Raw genomic sequence first — 15,233 nt, forward strand, 5'->3', positions numbered from 1 at the left:
TAGCTAAAACCGCCTCCCTCCGCCTGCGATACTAGGATACCGAGCTAGCGCTTTCACGGATACCTCCAATCCAGATAAACGTCTTGTAAGGTGGGGGTGGATATCCCTAACTTGTTCACACCGACCAGTCTTAATCGATTGAATATCGAAACCGCCTGACCTCGTTAGGATCGCAAAAAGGTTGGAACCATGAACAAGTATAATAATATTTGCCTGTGCGTTCGTCTGTCTGTTAGTTCACCATATATCCCATTGCTATTTTTCATTGGGATGCCTCTCATCGCCCGCGATTTACCCTCACCCAGGTTGGTTGCTATTCGAGGCGGCTGACTTCCTCGAGTGTTTAGCCTGCGCACTCAACGCGTAGTAATAATTCAGCGGCACTCCGGCGAAGGGTTGCTTTAGTGCATTCGTTCGCGAACAAATTGCGCCATAAAAAAAATAAGAGGTCGAGATGTCTGTGAATACGATTGTTCCGCCCAACCTACGGATTAGTAGCTTCGCAATATCTCTTTCAATCGCAGCATTCGCGCACCACGCAGGTGCTGTTGAGTTCAATATCGAAAATTCTGACCTGAGCGTTCGCTGGGACAATACGGTCAAATACAGCGCAGGGTGGCGTTTGAAAGACCGAAGCAGGGCTTTGACCGAGGGGAGCACTGCGCTGAACCAGGATGATGGTGATCGAAATTTTGGTAAAGGATTGATATCAAACCGTCTCGACTTGTTGAGCGAATTTGATATGAGCTACCAAGACTTTGGTCTGCGAGTGAGCGGTGCTGGCTGGTATGACACCGTTTACCAGGAAAACAACGATAATAACGCCCCGGATCGTGTCAACGCTTACTCGGTCAAGCCTAATCATTTCACCGACGACACTCGGCGCCTTCACGGTGGTGATGTTGAACTGCTGGATGCCTTCGCCTATTGGAGCGGTGATCTCGGTGAGCACCCGACAACAGTGCGCGCAGGTCAATTCGCGCAGCTCTGGGGTGAAAGTCTATTTTTTGGTGTCAACGGTATCGCTGGCGGCATGGCACCAATTGATGTGGTAAAAGCGGTCTCTGTTCCGAACTCTCAGTTCAAAGAGCTGGTTCGCCCTATCCAACAACTGGGCGGTCAGTTTCAGCTGACTCCTGATGTTTTGGTTGCCGCTTATTACCAGTTCGAATGGGAAGAAACTCGCTTGCCAGGTGTAGGTAGTTATTTTTCCTCCTCTGACACGCTAGGTGAAGGTAACGAACGTCTTATTGTCGGCGAGCCATTTCCTGCTTTCTTAGGTGGGCGTCCTGATCGACCCGCGGCCTTTTATCATGGCAAAGATAAAAAAGCTAAGGATTCCGGGCAGGGCGGTGTACAAGTTCGATGGAGTACTGGTGATATTGACTGGGGGCTCTACGCAATTCAGTTTCATGAGAAACAAGCGCAATTGCTAGTAAGACCGAGCGCCACACCTGATTTTGCGTCGGGAAAGATTGGTGAATATTATTGGGTCTATCCAGAAGACGTCAGAGCTTTCGGCGCAAGCTTCTCCACGACGATCGATACGTTCAACTTGGCGGGCGAAATCTCAACGCGCTGGAATCAACCGCTGGCATCAACGAATGCCGCAGCGCTCGCGCCTGATGAAAGCATCAATAATAGTAACGACCCAAACTACGCTGTTGGTAAAACGTTGCACGCTCAAGTGTCTTGGCTTGGATCGCTCGGCCCATCCTTCATTTCCCAAGAGGCTTCTTTCGTTGGGGAAGTAGCTTGGAACCGCGTCATGAGTGTTACAAAAAATCCTGGTGCGCGAGATCCCAACTCTGATCGCGACGCCATGGCTCTGCGCATGGTGTATGAACCTATGTACCGCCAAATCCTGCCCGGTTGGGACGTTGGTATTCCGTTGGGTGTCAGCTACGCCAACGGCAATTCATCGGCTCTAGGGGTTGGGTTTGGCCAGGATCACGGCGGAGATATCAACATTGGCGTGAACGCAACATATCTCTCTGTCTGGAAACTGGGGCTGACTTACACCCATTACTATGGGCCGGAAAATACAACCCTAGATGAGAATAGCCACTTCACCTATGAACAGTCGTTGAAAGATCGAGACTTCATATCGATAAGCCTGAGCCGAACCTTCTAAAGTTGGAGGAATTGAGATGTCGTATAAAAATAAGATTAACGGACTACTGTTTGCAATCTCGGTAGTAGCGATCGCTGCGCCGAACGCCTATGCGGCGGTTTCTCCAGAAAAAGCTGTAGAGCTCAAGTCCACACTGACTCCTTTGGGGGCCGAAAAAGCTGGAAATGCTGATGGGAGCATCCCCTCTTGGGAGGGTGGCTATACCACCCCAGATCCAAGCTACAAATCGGGGGGCAAGCGCCGCGATCTGTTTCCTGATGATAAGGTGATGTTCACCATCACCGCGCAGAATCTGGAAAAATACGCTGATAAACTTTCAGATGGCACGAAAGAGATGCTCAAAAAGTATCCTGACACGTTCCGTCTTGATGTGTATAAAACCCGGCGCACTGCTTCTGCTCCGCAGTGGCTATACGACAATACATTTAAAAATGCCACCACCGCTGCGATCGTAAAAGGGACAACTGGTCCCATTCCTTCTAACACAGTCGCCGGCATACCTTTTCCGATCCCTTCAACGGGCGTCGAGGTGATGTGGAACCACTTACTCCGCTGGCGTGGGGTGTCTGTGGAAATGGATGTATTTCAGTACCTGACTACCGCAGATGGTAAGCATGTACTGACTACTCACGGTAACGCCTCCCAGGAAATGCCTTACTACTTTAAAGAACGGTCGGCGGATTACGATGGAAATTATCAAAACTTTTTGATGGAAAGCGTCGGGCCACCACTTAGAGCTGGTGAAAAAGTTCTTGGGAATGAGTTTTTTGATACCAAAAATACGATGGGGTACGCATACCTTACTGGTCAGCGTCGCGTACGTAAGCTTCCTAATGCATGTTGCGATACGCCAACACCGGCAACCGCTGGCGTTATGACGTATGACGAGCTGGATGTATTCACAGGTCGCCTAGATCGCTTCGATTGGAGGCTGATCGGAAAAAAAGAAATGTACGTCCCCTACAACAGCAACAAGATCAACACTCCTGACAATCCGGAAGATGTCCTCAAGGCGCGTCATTTGGATCCGGGGGCGGTACGTTGGGAGCTCCACCGAGTGTGGGTCGTTGAAGCGACCCTTGCTAATGGACAGCGACATCAGATGTCTAAAAGTCGCTATTATCTTGATGAAGACACCTGGACTGCAGTTCTTGGCGATCGTTGGGACTCCGGGAATCGTCTTGCCAAAACAATCTGGACTCTTCCTGTTGTAATGCCAGATTTGCCAGGCTCCATCGCCCAGACTTCTGGATTCTATGATTTGAATTCCGGCGCCTGGTTCGTACAAACATTATTCAACGGTGGTAAAGCTCAGTACAAGAGTGTTGACCGCTTCCGCAACACTCAGTTCACCCAAGGCATATTGACTGGTAAAGGCGTTCGCTAATTCGGTTAGCCGCTGCCCTTAATAACCGAGGGCAGCGATGGCTCAGGTGACCTCGAGGTCTGTTATGAAAGTGCGTATTTGTGGATTGGTTAGTTGTATCTTGCTTTCGAATTACACGTTGGTTGCGTCTGCCTCCTCTGCTCGGGCTGAAGTGCCAGTTCAATCAACACAGCTCTCCAATCGAGCCGTCTTTACAGACGTAGCGGCTGCCGGCAATCGTCTGGTCGCAGTAGGCGAGAGGGGCATCGTGCTTATCTCTGATGACGGCGCTAAGTCCTGGCGACAAGTATCCATCCCTGTTACGAGTGGATTGACGGCAGTTCGTTTTCTTGACGCCAAAGAAGGCTGGGCGATCGGTCATGCTGGCGTCGTGCTTCATACAACTGACGGTGGCGATAACTGGCAGTTGCAGCTGGATGGCACTCAAGCTGCTCAGATTGAGCTCGCCTCGGCGAAGCAGTCCGTTGACGTAGCTAATGCTCAAAACCTAGAAGAAGCTCAGCATCGTCTTGAGACGGCACAACGGCTAGTTGATGACGGCCCCGATAAGCCATTTTTGGCGATGGAGTTCTCAGATCACCAGAACGGCCTCGTTGTGGGCGCCTTTGGTCTGGCGATGCGCACACGAGATGGCGGCAAGACTTGGAGTTCAGCTATGGGGGATATTGAGAACCCCAACGGTATGCACTTGTATGCTGTTACTCACAGCGGTGACCAGTGGTACCTTGGTGGTGAACAGGGCTATTTTGCCCGCTCTGACAATGCTGGCTCCAGTTTTACATCTCATGAGACCCCTTACGCTGGTACCTATTTCGCACTCGCGTCGTTGCCAGGTGGCAAGGTTTTCATTGCAGGTCTCAAAGGTAACGCTTTTGTTTCCACGGACTCGGGTGAGACTTTTGCCGCCCTTACAAATCATGTTCCTGCAACTATTAACCGGTCGCTAATTCTGGGAGATGGTCGCGTGCTTATGGCGTCGCAAGCTGGCCAAGTCTTCATCACCGATTCGAATAAATCGCTTGAGCCATATGGTGCATCTTTATACGCGCCGCTGTCCGGTCTTGCCCAGACCGTAGACGGAAAAATTGTGACTGCCGGTTTTTCCGGTCTTAAATCGCTACCAAAAATACAATAAATGATCGGGGTGATGTGATGCTGATGTCCAGGTCTACCAGTCCTCAAGGCGAAGATAGTCTCGAAAGCTTTGATCCCCGCTCAGGTTCGTACATCGAGCGCATCCTTTTCAATAATCGAATTTGGGTTCTTGTTTTTTGTGCTTTGGTAACCGTAGCGCTTTCGCTGCAGATTCCTCGTCTCGAATTAAATGCCAGCTTCGAGAAGATGATTCCAACGCAACATTCCTACATTTCGAATTATCTGAAGAATCAGAGTGAACTCACTGGGCTGGGCAACTCGTTGCGGATTGCTGTGGTAAACAATAAGGGCGATATCTACGACGCGGAGTACCTCAAGGTTTTACAGGCGATCAATGACAAGATCTATCTGCTACCTGGCGTGGATCGTGCCTTTATGAAGTCGCTCTGGACACCAGCAACTCGGTGGGTAGCGGTGACTGAAGATGGTCTCGATGGCGGGCCTGTGATCCCTGACGGATATGATGGTGGCCAGGGCAGCCTTGATGAGCTGAGACGAAACGTTCTCATGTCTAATGAGATTGGGCAGTTGATCGCAGCCAATCAGAAGTCCAGTGTGCTATTCGTCCCATTACTTTCGAAACTTCCGGATGGCAGCCCATTGAACTACTCGGTATTGTCCGGGCAGTTAGAGGACATCCGTCAGCAGTATCAGAATGACCAGGTATCTATTCATATCACTGGTTTCGCGAAGAAAATTGGTGATTTGATTGAGGGCCTTTATCAAATTCTGACCTTCTTCACGGCTGCAATTGTGATTACCACGGCGGTGCTTTATTGGTATACCCGCTGCTGGCGGAGCACCATGTTGGTTGTATGCTGTTCGTTGATTGCCGTCGTATGGCAACTCGGTCTCTTGCCTATCCTCGGTTACGAACTGGATCCTTACTCCGTGCTCGTACCGTTCCTGGTGTTTGCAATCGGGATGAGTCATGGCGCCCAGAAGATGAACGGCATCATGCAAGATATCGGACGAGGCATGCACCGCCATGTCGCCGCGCGCTTCACATTCCGGCGCCTTTTCATGGCTGGCCTGATTGCCTTGCTCTGTGATGTTGTGGGCTTTGCCGTGCTGATGGTCATCAAGATCCAAGTGATCCAAGATTTGGCTGTAGTCGCTAGCTTGGGTGTGGCCGTACTTATCCTGACAAACTTAATTCTTCTGCCAGTGCTGCTCTCCTATGTGGGTGTCAGCGAGACCGCTGCCGCACGCAGCCTGCGTAGCGAGCAGGAAGACGAAGCAGCCATCAGCAAGCCGACACTGTGGCGGGGTTTGACTCTCTTCACTAAGAGGCAGTGGGCAATCGGATGCGTAATGGTCAGTATTGCGCTCGGTATTTTTGGCTTCATGACCAGTCTGAAGCTGCAGATTGGAGATCTTGATTCCGGTGCACCGGAGCTGCGAGTCGACTCGCGTTACAACGTCGATGACGCGTTTTTAACCCAGAACTATGGAGCCAGCAGTGACGTATTTGCCGTCATGGTTAGAACCGCTCCTGGAGCGTGCTCACGTTATGAGACCCTCGAAAAGGTGGATCGGCTGGATTGGCAGCTACGTCAGCTCCCAGGTGTTGAAAGCACCAATTCCTTAGCTCTGTTGAACCGCAGGATGCTTGTAGGCTTGTCGGAAGGCAGTCCTCGCTGGTATGAGCTGCAAAATAACCAGTCGATGCTCAATATGGTGACCGCCGGGGCACCCCGTGGTCTGTACAACGACGACTGCAGCCTGCTTACCGTCTATGCGTATTTGACCGACCATAAGGCTGGCACGCTTTCTAGCATTGTTACCCACGTTGAAGAGTTTGCTCGTAAAGAAAACACCGCTGATGTCCAGTTCTTACTGGCAGCGGGCAACGCGGGTATCGAAGCAGCAACCAACATGGTGGTCTCTAAAGCAAATCGAGAAATGCTGTTCTGGGTATATGGCGTCGTTAGTTTGCTGTGCCTTGTAACATTCCGGTCTTGGAGAGCGACCGTCTGTGCGGTAATCCCATTGGCACTGACTTCCATTTTGTGCGAAGCCCTGATGGTCTGGCTTGGAATGGGGGTTAAGGTTGCGACGCTACCTGTTATCGCATTGGGTGTCGGCATTGGTGTCGACTATGCACTGTATGTGATGAGCATCATGATCGCGCAATTACGCAAAGGTGCGAACCTTACCACAGCGTACTACGCCGCCCTGATTTCAACGGGCCGGGTTGTCATGCTTACTGGCATTACACTGGCCATTGGAGTTGGTACCTGGATGTTGTCGCCGATCAAGTTCCAGGCAGACATGGGCCTGCTGCTTGCATTTATGTTTGTTTGGAACATGGTCGGTGCGTTGGTGCTGTTGCCAGCGCTGGCCTACTTTTTCCTTCGGCCTTCAACCTCTGTTACAGAAACAGAAGAAACCCCAATCGAAGATATCCAAAGCGCTAAAGCCGTAAGCGCCTTAAAACCTAATCAAAGTTCAGTGCTTCTTGAGGCGGCTGTTAAGTAGCTACCTGTAATAACCCAAATGCCCCTCATGAGGGCATAGATAACCTGAACGTGTACGCATTTTTAGGCAGGTGTGAAATGATCGACGTTACTGTGGTACGCAAGCGGGAAGAAGCCAAAGACATCTGCAGCTTCGAATTGGCTCGTGAAGACGGTGAGCTCCTTCCCGCTTTTAGTGCTGGCTCCCATATTGATGTTCACCTCCCTGGTGGCCATGTTCGCCAGTACTCGCTGTTCAACCATCCCGAGGAGCGCCATCGGTACATGATTGGCGTGCTGCTCGATCCTGCTTCTCGCGGGGGTTCCAAGGCCATGCACGAGGACGTGCACGAAGGAACCAAGTTGAAAATTAGCGAGCCGCGCAACCTGTTCGCGCTTGAGCACGGAGCTTCGCGCTCTATCCTCTTCGCCGGAGGTATCGGCATCACACCGATCCTGTGCATGGCTGAACGCTTGGCACAGAGCGGCGCAGACTTCGAAATGCATTACTGCTCTCGCGCTGAGGAACGCACTGCTTTTGTCAACCGGATCAAGGAGTCCTTGTTCGCTGAAAAAGTGCATTTCCACTTCGATGACGGTGATACCACTCAGAAGCTGGATATACGGAAGGTAATTGCTGACGCAGGTAGCAGTCGGCACCTCTATGTGTGTGGGCCTGGCGGCTTCATGGAATTTGTACTTTCAAGCGCACGTCAAGCCGGCTGGACAGATGCTCAACTGCATCGTGAGTATTTCGCAGCAGCGCCTACCTCGAAAGCCGATGACGGCTCATTCGAGGTCAAGATCGCTAGCACTGGTGAGACAGTCATAGTTCCCGCTGAGAAAAGCGTCGCGGAAGTTCTAGCGGATGTCGGAATTGAAATTCCTCTTTCTTGCGAACAGGGCATTTGCGGAACTTGCCTGACTCGCGTGTTGGAAGGTGAGCCTGATCATCGCGACATGTTCCTGACTCAAGCCGAACATGCTCGCAACGATCAGTTCACGCCATGCTGCTCTCGAGCAAAGAGCAAAGTCCTTGTGCTAGACATCTGACGATGTCTCGTGGCCGATGACCGATTCGCGACCATGATTATTTATAGGGGAAGAGAATGAGTAATAATGCCCTGGAGTTGTATCACGCTGGAGCCTCAACCTGCAGCCAACGTGTACGTTTCGTATTGGCAGAGAAGGGTATTGGTTATGAAAGCCGGCCTATTCGCCTTGACCTGGGTGAGCACCTCCGTCCGGATTACCTTGGAGTTAACCCAAATGGGCTCGTTCCCGCTATCGTCCACAATGGACGGGCCATAAACGACTCAAGCGTCATCAATGAATACCTGAATGAGGTATTCCCGGCTAATTCGCTCATCCCAGAGGATCCTTACCAGCGCTCCCAGATGAGAGCATGGGTTCAGTACCTGGACGAGGTTATGACTCCCTCCATTCGTTACCCATCTTTCCAGAAGTTTTTCGGTTGGCATATTCGCGGTTTGAGCGACGAGCAGCGTCAGGAATATGCCGACCGTCTTCCACTTCGTAAGCATTTCGCTCTGGAGATTGAGGGTAAAGACGGTTTTCCTGACAAAGCCTTGAACGCGGCTATTGATCGGATCCGCTCAAGCCTCAAGCGTATGGAGGCCGCTCTATCCAGCAACCTCTGGCTTGTTGGGGACAAGTTGACCCTTGCCGATATCGCAGCGATGCCAAGCGTCGTACGACTTGAAGACCTTGGTCGAACAGATTTGTACGCCGACCTGCCGCACGTTCAGGCCTGGTACAAGCGCTTGCAGGAGAAACCGGCCTTCGAGGCGGCGTATCCACCAGGCAGCCGTCTGGGCGATTTCGCAAACTGAGCCGAAAGAGCGTGCTTTCGAAAATCAGCACAACGCTAATGTGCTGGTAACTTCAAACTACATTTGGTGTGATGATCATGCGTGAGCCACTTAATCAATCCTCTCTCGACCAATTGTTCTTGAGTGCGCGCTCCCACAGCGCGTGGAAAGATACTGATGTATCGGAGTATTTGATCAAGGAGTTGTACAACCTCCTACGGCAAGGCCCGACAAGCAACAATTGCTGTCCAGCTCGTTTCGTCTTTGTGCGTTCCGCCGAGGCAAAAGACAAACTGTTGCCGGCCTTAAAAGGCCATAATGGGGCGAAAATGCTTCAGGCACCTGTGACCGTGATTGTGGCTTGGGATAGCAGCTTCTATGAGCATCTTCCTAAGTTGTTTCCGATTTATGATGCAGCCGCTCAATATCGTGATAGCCCTGATGCTACCTATGTTGCGGCGCTTCGAAATGGAAGCTTGCAAGGTGCATATCTCATGATGGCAGCTAGGGCGCTGGGGTTGGATTGTGGCCCAATGTCTGGCTTTGATAACAAAGCAGTTGATGAGGCGTTTTTCCCTGATGGCCGGTGGCGCAGTAACTTCCTGTGCTGCGTGGGTTACGGTGATGATTCCAAGCTCTATCCCGCAGGGCCTAGATTGTCATTTGAAGAAGCTTGTCGAATTATCTGAAGCAGGTTTTTCTGTATTCATACTGATTTTCTCTAGTGAGTTTCTGGAGACAAAATAATGAAACTAGCCACTATTGCTGACGGTAGTAAAGATGGTCGCTTGCTTCTGGTTTCTCGCGACCTGACTCGTGCCGTCGACGCTAGCGATATTGCTAGCACACTCCAGTCGGCAGTCGACTCTTGGAGTGTTGTAGAAAAAGACCTTCAGGCGCGTTATGAGGCGCTTAATGGCGGATCCCTCGGTGCGGCACATCCCTTTGATCCGATGCGAGTGATGGCTCCTCTGCCAAGAGCTTGGCAGTGGCTTGATGGGTCATGCTTTTTGAACCATGGATCGCTCATGCAGAGAGCATTCAACTCGGCACCTATTGAAGGACTGGACGTCACCCCCTTGATGTACCAGGGCGCTGGCGACGATTTTCTGGCTGCTAGACAAGACATTCCATTGCCCAGTGAGGCGCACGGGATCGATTTTGAAGGCGAGTTTGCTGTCATCGTCGACGAGGTACCTATGGGTTGCACCGCAGCCCAGGCGCAGTCCCATATCAAGTTGATTGTGCAGTTGAATGATATGAGCCTTCGGGCTCTAGCCCTTCGAGAGCTGAAGACAGGCTTTGGGTTCCTTCAAGCCAAATCCGCGACCAGCTTTGCTCCGGTAGCGGTTACCCCTGATGAGCTCGGTGATGCATGGCGCGGAGGCAGAGTGCATCTGCCTTTGAACATTGAGTGGAATGGCGACTGGTTTGGTCACCCTAATGGCGGCGACATGCACTTCAGCTTCCAAGAGCTTGTCGCCCACGCTGCTCTCACCAGGCGCTTGAGTGCCGGCACTGTGATCGGTTCTGGCACGGTGTCCAATGCCGATGGTAGCGTTGGATCTGCCTGCATTACCGAGCGTCGCGCGATCGAAATTATCAAGCATGGTGCGCCAGTTACTGGGTTTATGCGATTCGGTGACCGTATCCGCATGGAAGCTCGGGATCTGCAGGGACAACCGCTCTTTGGCGCGATCGACCAACAAGTGATCGAGGCCGCTGCTCCATGCGCGTGATCATCACCGGTGCCGGTGGCTTTATCGGGCGGCTGCTCGTAGAGCAGCTCCAGCGCGCTGGAACTCTGCGCGGCTCACCAATTCAGAAATTGATCTTGCTCGATTTTAAGCTTCACGGCTTTGCGGCTGATTCGCGTCTTCGACTTCATGAGGGCGACATCACGGATGCAACCCTGTTGCGGCGCACTCTGGCCGATGGAGCAGATGTAGTTTTCCATTTGGCCGGGTTGCTTGAGAGCGCTGCTGAGAAGCAATACGCGCAGGGTAGAAAAATCAATTTGATGGCGAGCCTTGAGCTGCTCGACCAACTGCGGAACCGGGAAAAGCCACCGATCGTGGTTTTTGCCAGTAGCGTTTCAGTGTATGGCCCCGATTTGCCGGCGCGCGTGGATGAGCACGTTGCGCTGAAGCCCCATACGTCGTACGGAGCTCACAAGCTGATGATTGAAACTCATCTCATCGATCTTACTCGACGTAACGAGCTTGATGGGCGGTCGCTTCGATTTCCGGAGCTAGTTGCTCGCCCTGGAGCTTCGAATGATTTCGCTGGTTCCTGTGTAAGTAACCTCATCCGAGCAGTCACCGAGTCTAGCCGTTATGTGTGCCCGCTGTCGCCCTCCGCAAAGGCTTGGTGCATGTCGGCTAGGCGGTGTGTTGAGAATCTCGTCCATGCGGCGGAGCTAGTGACCTCCGAGGCCCTACGTTGCTGGCAGCTACCGGTACTTCAAGTGACGGTGGGTGAGGTATTCGAGGCGCTTATCGAGGAGTTCGGTGAGGCAAGGAGAAGCTTGATTTCGTTCGAGGTGGGGGCTGAACCAGAAGGTTCTCCAATTAGAAGCTCATTACTTCGTGCGCCAACCGCTAAGGCGTTGGGTTTTATGCATGATGGGACTGTGCAACTCCTTATTCGAAACGCACTCAACCTCCCATCACGACCTCGGCGAACGCGCGCCAATCATTCTTGAGGACTGGGTATGAAAACGCTCATCGCTTTCAACGAACAGTCCACGTCAACGGGCGGCATGCTCGACTCGATGGTTTTTTTGCCAACCGCGTTTGCTCACTCAAAAGTATTTACTGCCAAGAGCTGTTAGTAAGGGAGTCCCGTGATGAACCAAAAAAAACGCCGCTTCGTCGATCTGTCGGTCAGCCTGCAGAACAATCCTTACACCGATCCACCGGCATTGCTGCCGAAAATTGATTATGTGGATCACCAACAAGGGTGGCCCGAAATGGCTGCCACCTTCCCTGGCCTCAAGAAGGAGGATATGCCGGGAGGTGAGGCCTGGGCTGGCGAATTTATGCAGCTCACCACCCACAGCGGCACGCACATGGATGCGCCATGGCACTACGCTTCCACGACTGACGGCGGCAAACGAGCGTTTGGTATCGATGAGCTTCCACTTGAATGGTGTCTCCAACCTGGCGTTAAGCTGGACTTTCGGAACTTCCCCGATGGGCATGTGATCACTGCTGCCGAGGTAGAGGCGGAACTAAAGCGCATCAACTACGATTTGAAGCCCTTTGATATCGTCGTGATCAACACGCGTGCAGGAAGTGTATTCGGCCAACCCGAGTACATGGATGCCGGTGTTGGCATGGGCAGGGAAGCAACAATGTACCTGCTGGAACGCGGTGTTAAGGTGGTCGGCACCGACGCATGGAGCTGGGACGCACCATTCAAGTACACGCGTGAACGTTTCGAGGAAACAGGTGATCCTTCGATCATCTGGGAGGGGCACAAGGCGGGTAGGGATATTGGCTACGGCCAAATGGAAAAGCTGGCAAATCTGGATAATCTCCCCCCGTATGGCTTTATGATTTCATGCTTTCCCTACAAGATCGAAAAAGCCTCTGCAGGATTCGTCAGGGCGGTCGCCATTTTTGAAGACTGAGGGTTTTCTACGCTCAAAGCGTCGTCTTGAAAATTTTAGGCGCGCCCTGAAAAGTGCGTCTATTTTTCGACTGTAACGTGAGCTGCACAGCGGTTTCAGTCTGGCGAATGCTCTTTTAGCTAAATCCATATAGCGCTTCCACCGGACGTGCTTTGCTCAAATGATATTAGCGGAGTGTTTGGATGCTCCCACTGGATTCTTAACGGGCATCTCCAAGTCCGCTGCATGGAGTGATTATGAAAATACTGTATCAGTTGCGAAGTGCCCTAGCGCTCGGTTTTTTTGTCACAGCCGTGCAGGCAGCAGAAGATCTGGAAGCCAAGCATCTTCTACAGAAGGCCGTCGGGTATTACGAGGTGCAAGGTGACGCATCCTTCGCTGCATTCAGCCGGCAAGGCGAATTCATTGACGGCGATCACTACGTTTTCGTTGTCGATACGAAAGGTACGATGCTAGCCAGTGGAGGCTCGTCCGCCGTATTGATTGGTCGTGACGTTACTAACGCTCTTGAGCCCGAGCTAAGAGGACGTTTCCAAGAGGCGCTTGAGACCCCAGACAGTGAGGTGCATTCTGCTGAGTATCGCTGGATGAACTCTCGAAATGCCCGCGTCGAGGTTAGAAGAGTTTACTTCCAGCGCGTAGGCGACCGTATTCTGGCGGTTGGTTCAAACCTTCCTAGAGCTTCACCGCAGCAGGCCGAGCAACTTCTCGATAAAGCAGTTAAGTCAGTATCCGAGGATCCGAAGGGAAGCCTGGCAGCGATCAATTCATTGTCCCCAAGCTTTCGTGAAGACGATTTGTATATTTTTGTAATTGATATGACTACGGGGCGCTATCTCGCCCACGGGTATAACCTCCGCCTTTTAGGTGTTGATTTCAAGACGATCAAAGATCCTGACGGAAAGCCTGTAGGTATACCCATTCTCGCCATGATGAAAGATAAGGACAAAGGGGGGTATGAATACCGATGGAAGAATCCTGTTACTGGCCAAGTAGAACAGAAATTCGCTTTGCTGCGTAAGACCGGGAATATGCTGGTAGCTGTCGGTTACTACAAGAAAACTGAATAGTTATGAAGGCCGATTGTTGAACGTTTCAGTGGTGGGCTGATTAGATTCGCTCAGAGAGTTATCTGAGCGTGTCGAGTAAAATAGTGGTTAAGATTATAAGCTATCTTCCTTGGTCGAGTTTTTCGATGAGGAGATCTTTCGATCTGTGTAAGCCTCTGGTTTGTGTATAAATATAGTGGTTGTTGTCACGCAAAGATCTAAGGGTGCGTCTAAATTCCTTGGCAATGCACTGGGTGCGGGTGTGCCAATGGTATTGGAGGGTTTAGTGAGGGGCGAGAATTCATTTTATATTGTTTTCGGATAGCTGAAATCCAGGGAGGGGGATTATGAGTTTCCCCTCCTTGACTAAGGCTTTCTCTAGCTGTCAAGCGTTGAAATTAACTTATTTTCTCGTAGGGAAGTCCAACGTAATTTTCTGCAATGCATTGTTTGCCAACTTCGCTGCTGAGGAAATAGTCTATCTCGGTGTCGCGGATCCGTTGCGAGAATGCATCTTGATCGGGGAAATTGTGCAGCATACTAGTCATCCACCAAGAGAAGCGCTCGGCTTTCCAAACCCTACGCAAACAAATTGGTGAATATTGGGCGATGAGATCCGTTCGGCCTTGCCCATACACCTCTACGAGAATGTCGAAGAGTGTACTTACGTCACTGGCCGCTAGGTTTAGGCCTTTCGCACCCGTCGGTGGAACGATATGCGCAGCATCACCTACCAAAAATAGTCGACCATACTGCATGGGCTCAGCAACGAAGCTTCGCAGGGGGGCGATGCTCTTTTCAATCGACGGCCCCGTAATTAGCGAGTCTGCTAAGTCTTGTGGTAAGCGGGCTTTCAGTTCTGTCCAAAAGCGTTCATCGCTCCAATCTTCTACCTTTTCCGTTGCTTCCACTTGAATGTAGTAACGAGTGCGAGTGGGAGAGCGCATACTGCACAGCGCAAAGCCTCTCTCGTGGGCAGCGTACACGAGTTCTTCGTTGACTGGTGGCGTATCTGCCAGCACCCCAAGCCATCCGAACGGATACACACGCTCAAAGATGTTGAGGATGTCGGATGGTACCGACTGTCGAGAGACACCGTGGAAACCGTCACAGCCTGCTATATAATCGCAATCAAGGCGGAGCGACAAGCCATCTTTCTCGAATGTGATCCAAGGTGAATCGGTCTCAAGTCCATTTGGACGCACATTGCTAACTTCGTAAAAGCTGGGAAGGTTTTTCTCTGCCCGCGCTTGCATAAGGTCGCGGGTTACTTCTGTCTGGCCATAGACCATCACACTCTGACCTCCAGTAAGCGTCTTCAGGTCGATATGTACACGCTTTCCACCAGATATCAGCTCGACGCCGTCGTGAACCAGCCCTTCCGCATCCAGTCGGTCGTTGACCCCAGCTTTCCTCAGGAGGTCGACCAAGCCTTGCTCGAGGATGCCGGCGCGTATGCGACCTAGAACATAGTCGGGGCTTTGACGCTCCAGAATGACATTATCGATGCCTGCCTTGTGCAGCAGCTGCCCAAGCAGAAGCCCTGATGGACCAGCACCTATAATCGCGACTTGGGTTTTCAT

General features: G+C 51.7%; 12 protein-coding genes. 11 read left to right on the plus strand and 1 reads right to left on the minus strand.

Annotation, left to right across the window (positions count from 1 at the left end; all coding sequences use genetic code 11):
- Positions 1-454: 454 nt before the first annotated feature.
- The 11 genes from ACN6NG_RS10565 (at position 455) to ACN6NG_RS10615 (ending at position 13,671) form a co-directional block, all read left to right on the plus strand.
- A complete protein-coding gene (locus tag ACN6NG_RS10565; RefSeq protein WP_474313878.1) occupies positions 455-2,134 on the plus strand; it encodes a DUF1302 domain-containing protein in 1,680 nt (559 codons plus the stop codon).
- Positions 2,135-2,150: 16 nt separating this feature from the next.
- Complete coding sequence (locus ACN6NG_RS10570; RefSeq protein WP_474313880.1) at positions 2,151-3,521, plus strand: DUF1329 domain-containing protein; 1,371 nt, start codon at positions 2,151-2,153, stop codon at positions 3,519-3,521.
- Between the two features lie 64 nt (positions 3,522-3,585).
- Positions 3,586-4,656, plus strand: a complete 1,071-nt coding sequence (locus ACN6NG_RS10575; protein ID WP_474313882.1) for a WD40/YVTN/BNR-like repeat-containing protein — start codon at positions 3,586-3,588, stop codon at positions 4,654-4,656.
- Between the two features lie 23 nt (positions 4,657-4,679).
- On the plus strand, positions 4,680-7,157 hold the full coding sequence (locus ACN6NG_RS10580) for an efflux RND transporter permease subunit (protein ID WP_474313883.1): 2,478 nt from the start codon (positions 4,680-4,682) through the stop codon (positions 7,155-7,157).
- A 77-nt stretch (positions 7,158-7,234) separates the two neighbouring features.
- Positions 7,235-8,188, plus strand: coding sequence for a PDR/VanB family oxidoreductase (locus ACN6NG_RS10585; RefSeq protein WP_474313884.1), 954 nt, complete (start codon positions 7,235-7,237; stop codon positions 8,186-8,188).
- Between the two features lie 56 nt (positions 8,189-8,244).
- Positions 8,245-8,988 (plus strand): glutathione S-transferase family protein, encoded by a 744-nt coding sequence (locus ACN6NG_RS10590; RefSeq protein ID WP_474313886.1) that lies wholly within the window; start codon positions 8,245-8,247, stop codon positions 8,986-8,988.
- Positions 8,989-9,065: 77 nt separating this feature from the next.
- Positions 9,066-9,656, plus strand: a complete 591-nt coding sequence (locus ACN6NG_RS10595; RefSeq protein WP_474313888.1) for a malonic semialdehyde reductase — start codon at positions 9,066-9,068, stop codon at positions 9,654-9,656.
- Between the two features lie 57 nt (positions 9,657-9,713).
- Positions 9,714-10,706 carry a fumarylacetoacetate hydrolase family protein gene (locus ACN6NG_RS10600; protein WP_474313889.1) on the plus strand — a complete coding sequence of 331 codons (993 nt, stop codon included), beginning with the start codon at positions 9,714-9,716 and terminating at the stop codon, positions 10,704-10,706.
- Entirely contained in the window at positions 10,697-11,671 is a 975-nt protein-coding gene (locus ACN6NG_RS10605) for an NAD-dependent epimerase/dehydratase family protein (protein ID WP_474313890.1), read from the plus strand. Before ACN6NG_RS10600 ends, ACN6NG_RS10605 begins: the two co-directional genes overlap by 10 nt.
- A 144-nt stretch (positions 11,672-11,815) precedes the next feature.
- The gene (locus ACN6NG_RS10610) at positions 11,816-12,601 is read left to right on the plus strand and encodes a cyclase family protein (RefSeq protein WP_474313892.1); all 786 of its coding nucleotides are present in this window, start codon (positions 11,816-11,818) and stop codon (positions 12,599-12,601) included.
- Positions 12,602-12,837: 236 nt separating this feature from the next.
- Positions 12,838-13,671 (plus strand): cache domain-containing protein, encoded by an 834-nt coding sequence (locus ACN6NG_RS10615; RefSeq protein WP_474313894.1) that lies wholly within the window; start codon positions 12,838-12,840, stop codon positions 13,669-13,671.
- A gap of 377 nt (positions 13,672-14,048) precedes the next feature.
- On the opposite strand, the gene pobA is transcribed toward ACN6NG_RS10615, so the two are convergent.
- Positions 14,049-15,233 (minus strand): 4-hydroxybenzoate 3-monooxygenase, encoded by a 1,185-nt coding sequence (gene pobA, locus ACN6NG_RS10620; RefSeq protein ID WP_474313896.1) that lies wholly within the window; start codon positions 15,231-15,233, stop codon positions 14,049-14,051.

The organism is Pseudomonas sp. TSO6, assembly GCF_056098905.1.

What these genes read in the sequence shown, in the direction of transcription:
- ACN6NG_RS10565 (WP_474313878.1), top strand. Translation starts at nt 455, where the DNA reads ATGTCTGTGAATACGATTGTTCCGCCCAACCTACGGATTAGTAGCTTC.
- ACN6NG_RS10570 (WP_474313880.1), top strand. Translation starts at nt 2,151, where the DNA reads ATGTCGTATAAAAATAAGATTAACGGACTACTGTTTGCAATCTCGGTA.
- ACN6NG_RS10575 (WP_474313882.1), top strand. Translation starts at nt 3,586, where the DNA reads ATGAAAGTGCGTATTTGTGGATTGGTTAGTTGTATCTTGCTTTCGAAT.
- ACN6NG_RS10580 (WP_474313883.1), top strand. Translation starts at nt 4,680, where the DNA reads ATGTCCAGGTCTACCAGTCCTCAAGGCGAAGATAGTCTCGAAAGCTTT.
- ACN6NG_RS10585 (WP_474313884.1), top strand. Translation starts at nt 7,235, where the DNA reads ATGATCGACGTTACTGTGGTACGCAAGCGGGAAGAAGCCAAAGACATC.
- ACN6NG_RS10590 (WP_474313886.1), top strand. Translation starts at nt 8,245, where the DNA reads ATGAGTAATAATGCCCTGGAGTTGTATCACGCTGGAGCCTCAACCTGC.
- ACN6NG_RS10595 (WP_474313888.1), top strand. Translation starts at nt 9,066, where the DNA reads ATGCGTGAGCCACTTAATCAATCCTCTCTCGACCAATTGTTCTTGAGT.
- ACN6NG_RS10600 (WP_474313889.1), top strand. Translation starts at nt 9,714, where the DNA reads ATGAAACTAGCCACTATTGCTGACGGTAGTAAAGATGGTCGCTTGCTT.
- ACN6NG_RS10605 (WP_474313890.1), top strand. Translation starts at nt 10,697, where the DNA reads ATGCGCGTGATCATCACCGGTGCCGGTGGCTTTATCGGGCGGCTGCTC.
- ACN6NG_RS10610 (WP_474313892.1), top strand. Translation starts at nt 11,816, where the DNA reads ATGAACCAAAAAAAACGCCGCTTCGTCGATCTGTCGGTCAGCCTGCAG.
- ACN6NG_RS10615 (WP_474313894.1), top strand. Translation starts at nt 12,838, where the DNA reads ATGAAAATACTGTATCAGTTGCGAAGTGCCCTAGCGCTCGGTTTTTTT.
- pobA (WP_474313896.1), bottom strand. Translation starts at nt 15,233, where the DNA reads ATGAAAACCCAAGTCGCGATTATAGGTGCTGGTCCATCAGGGCTTCTG.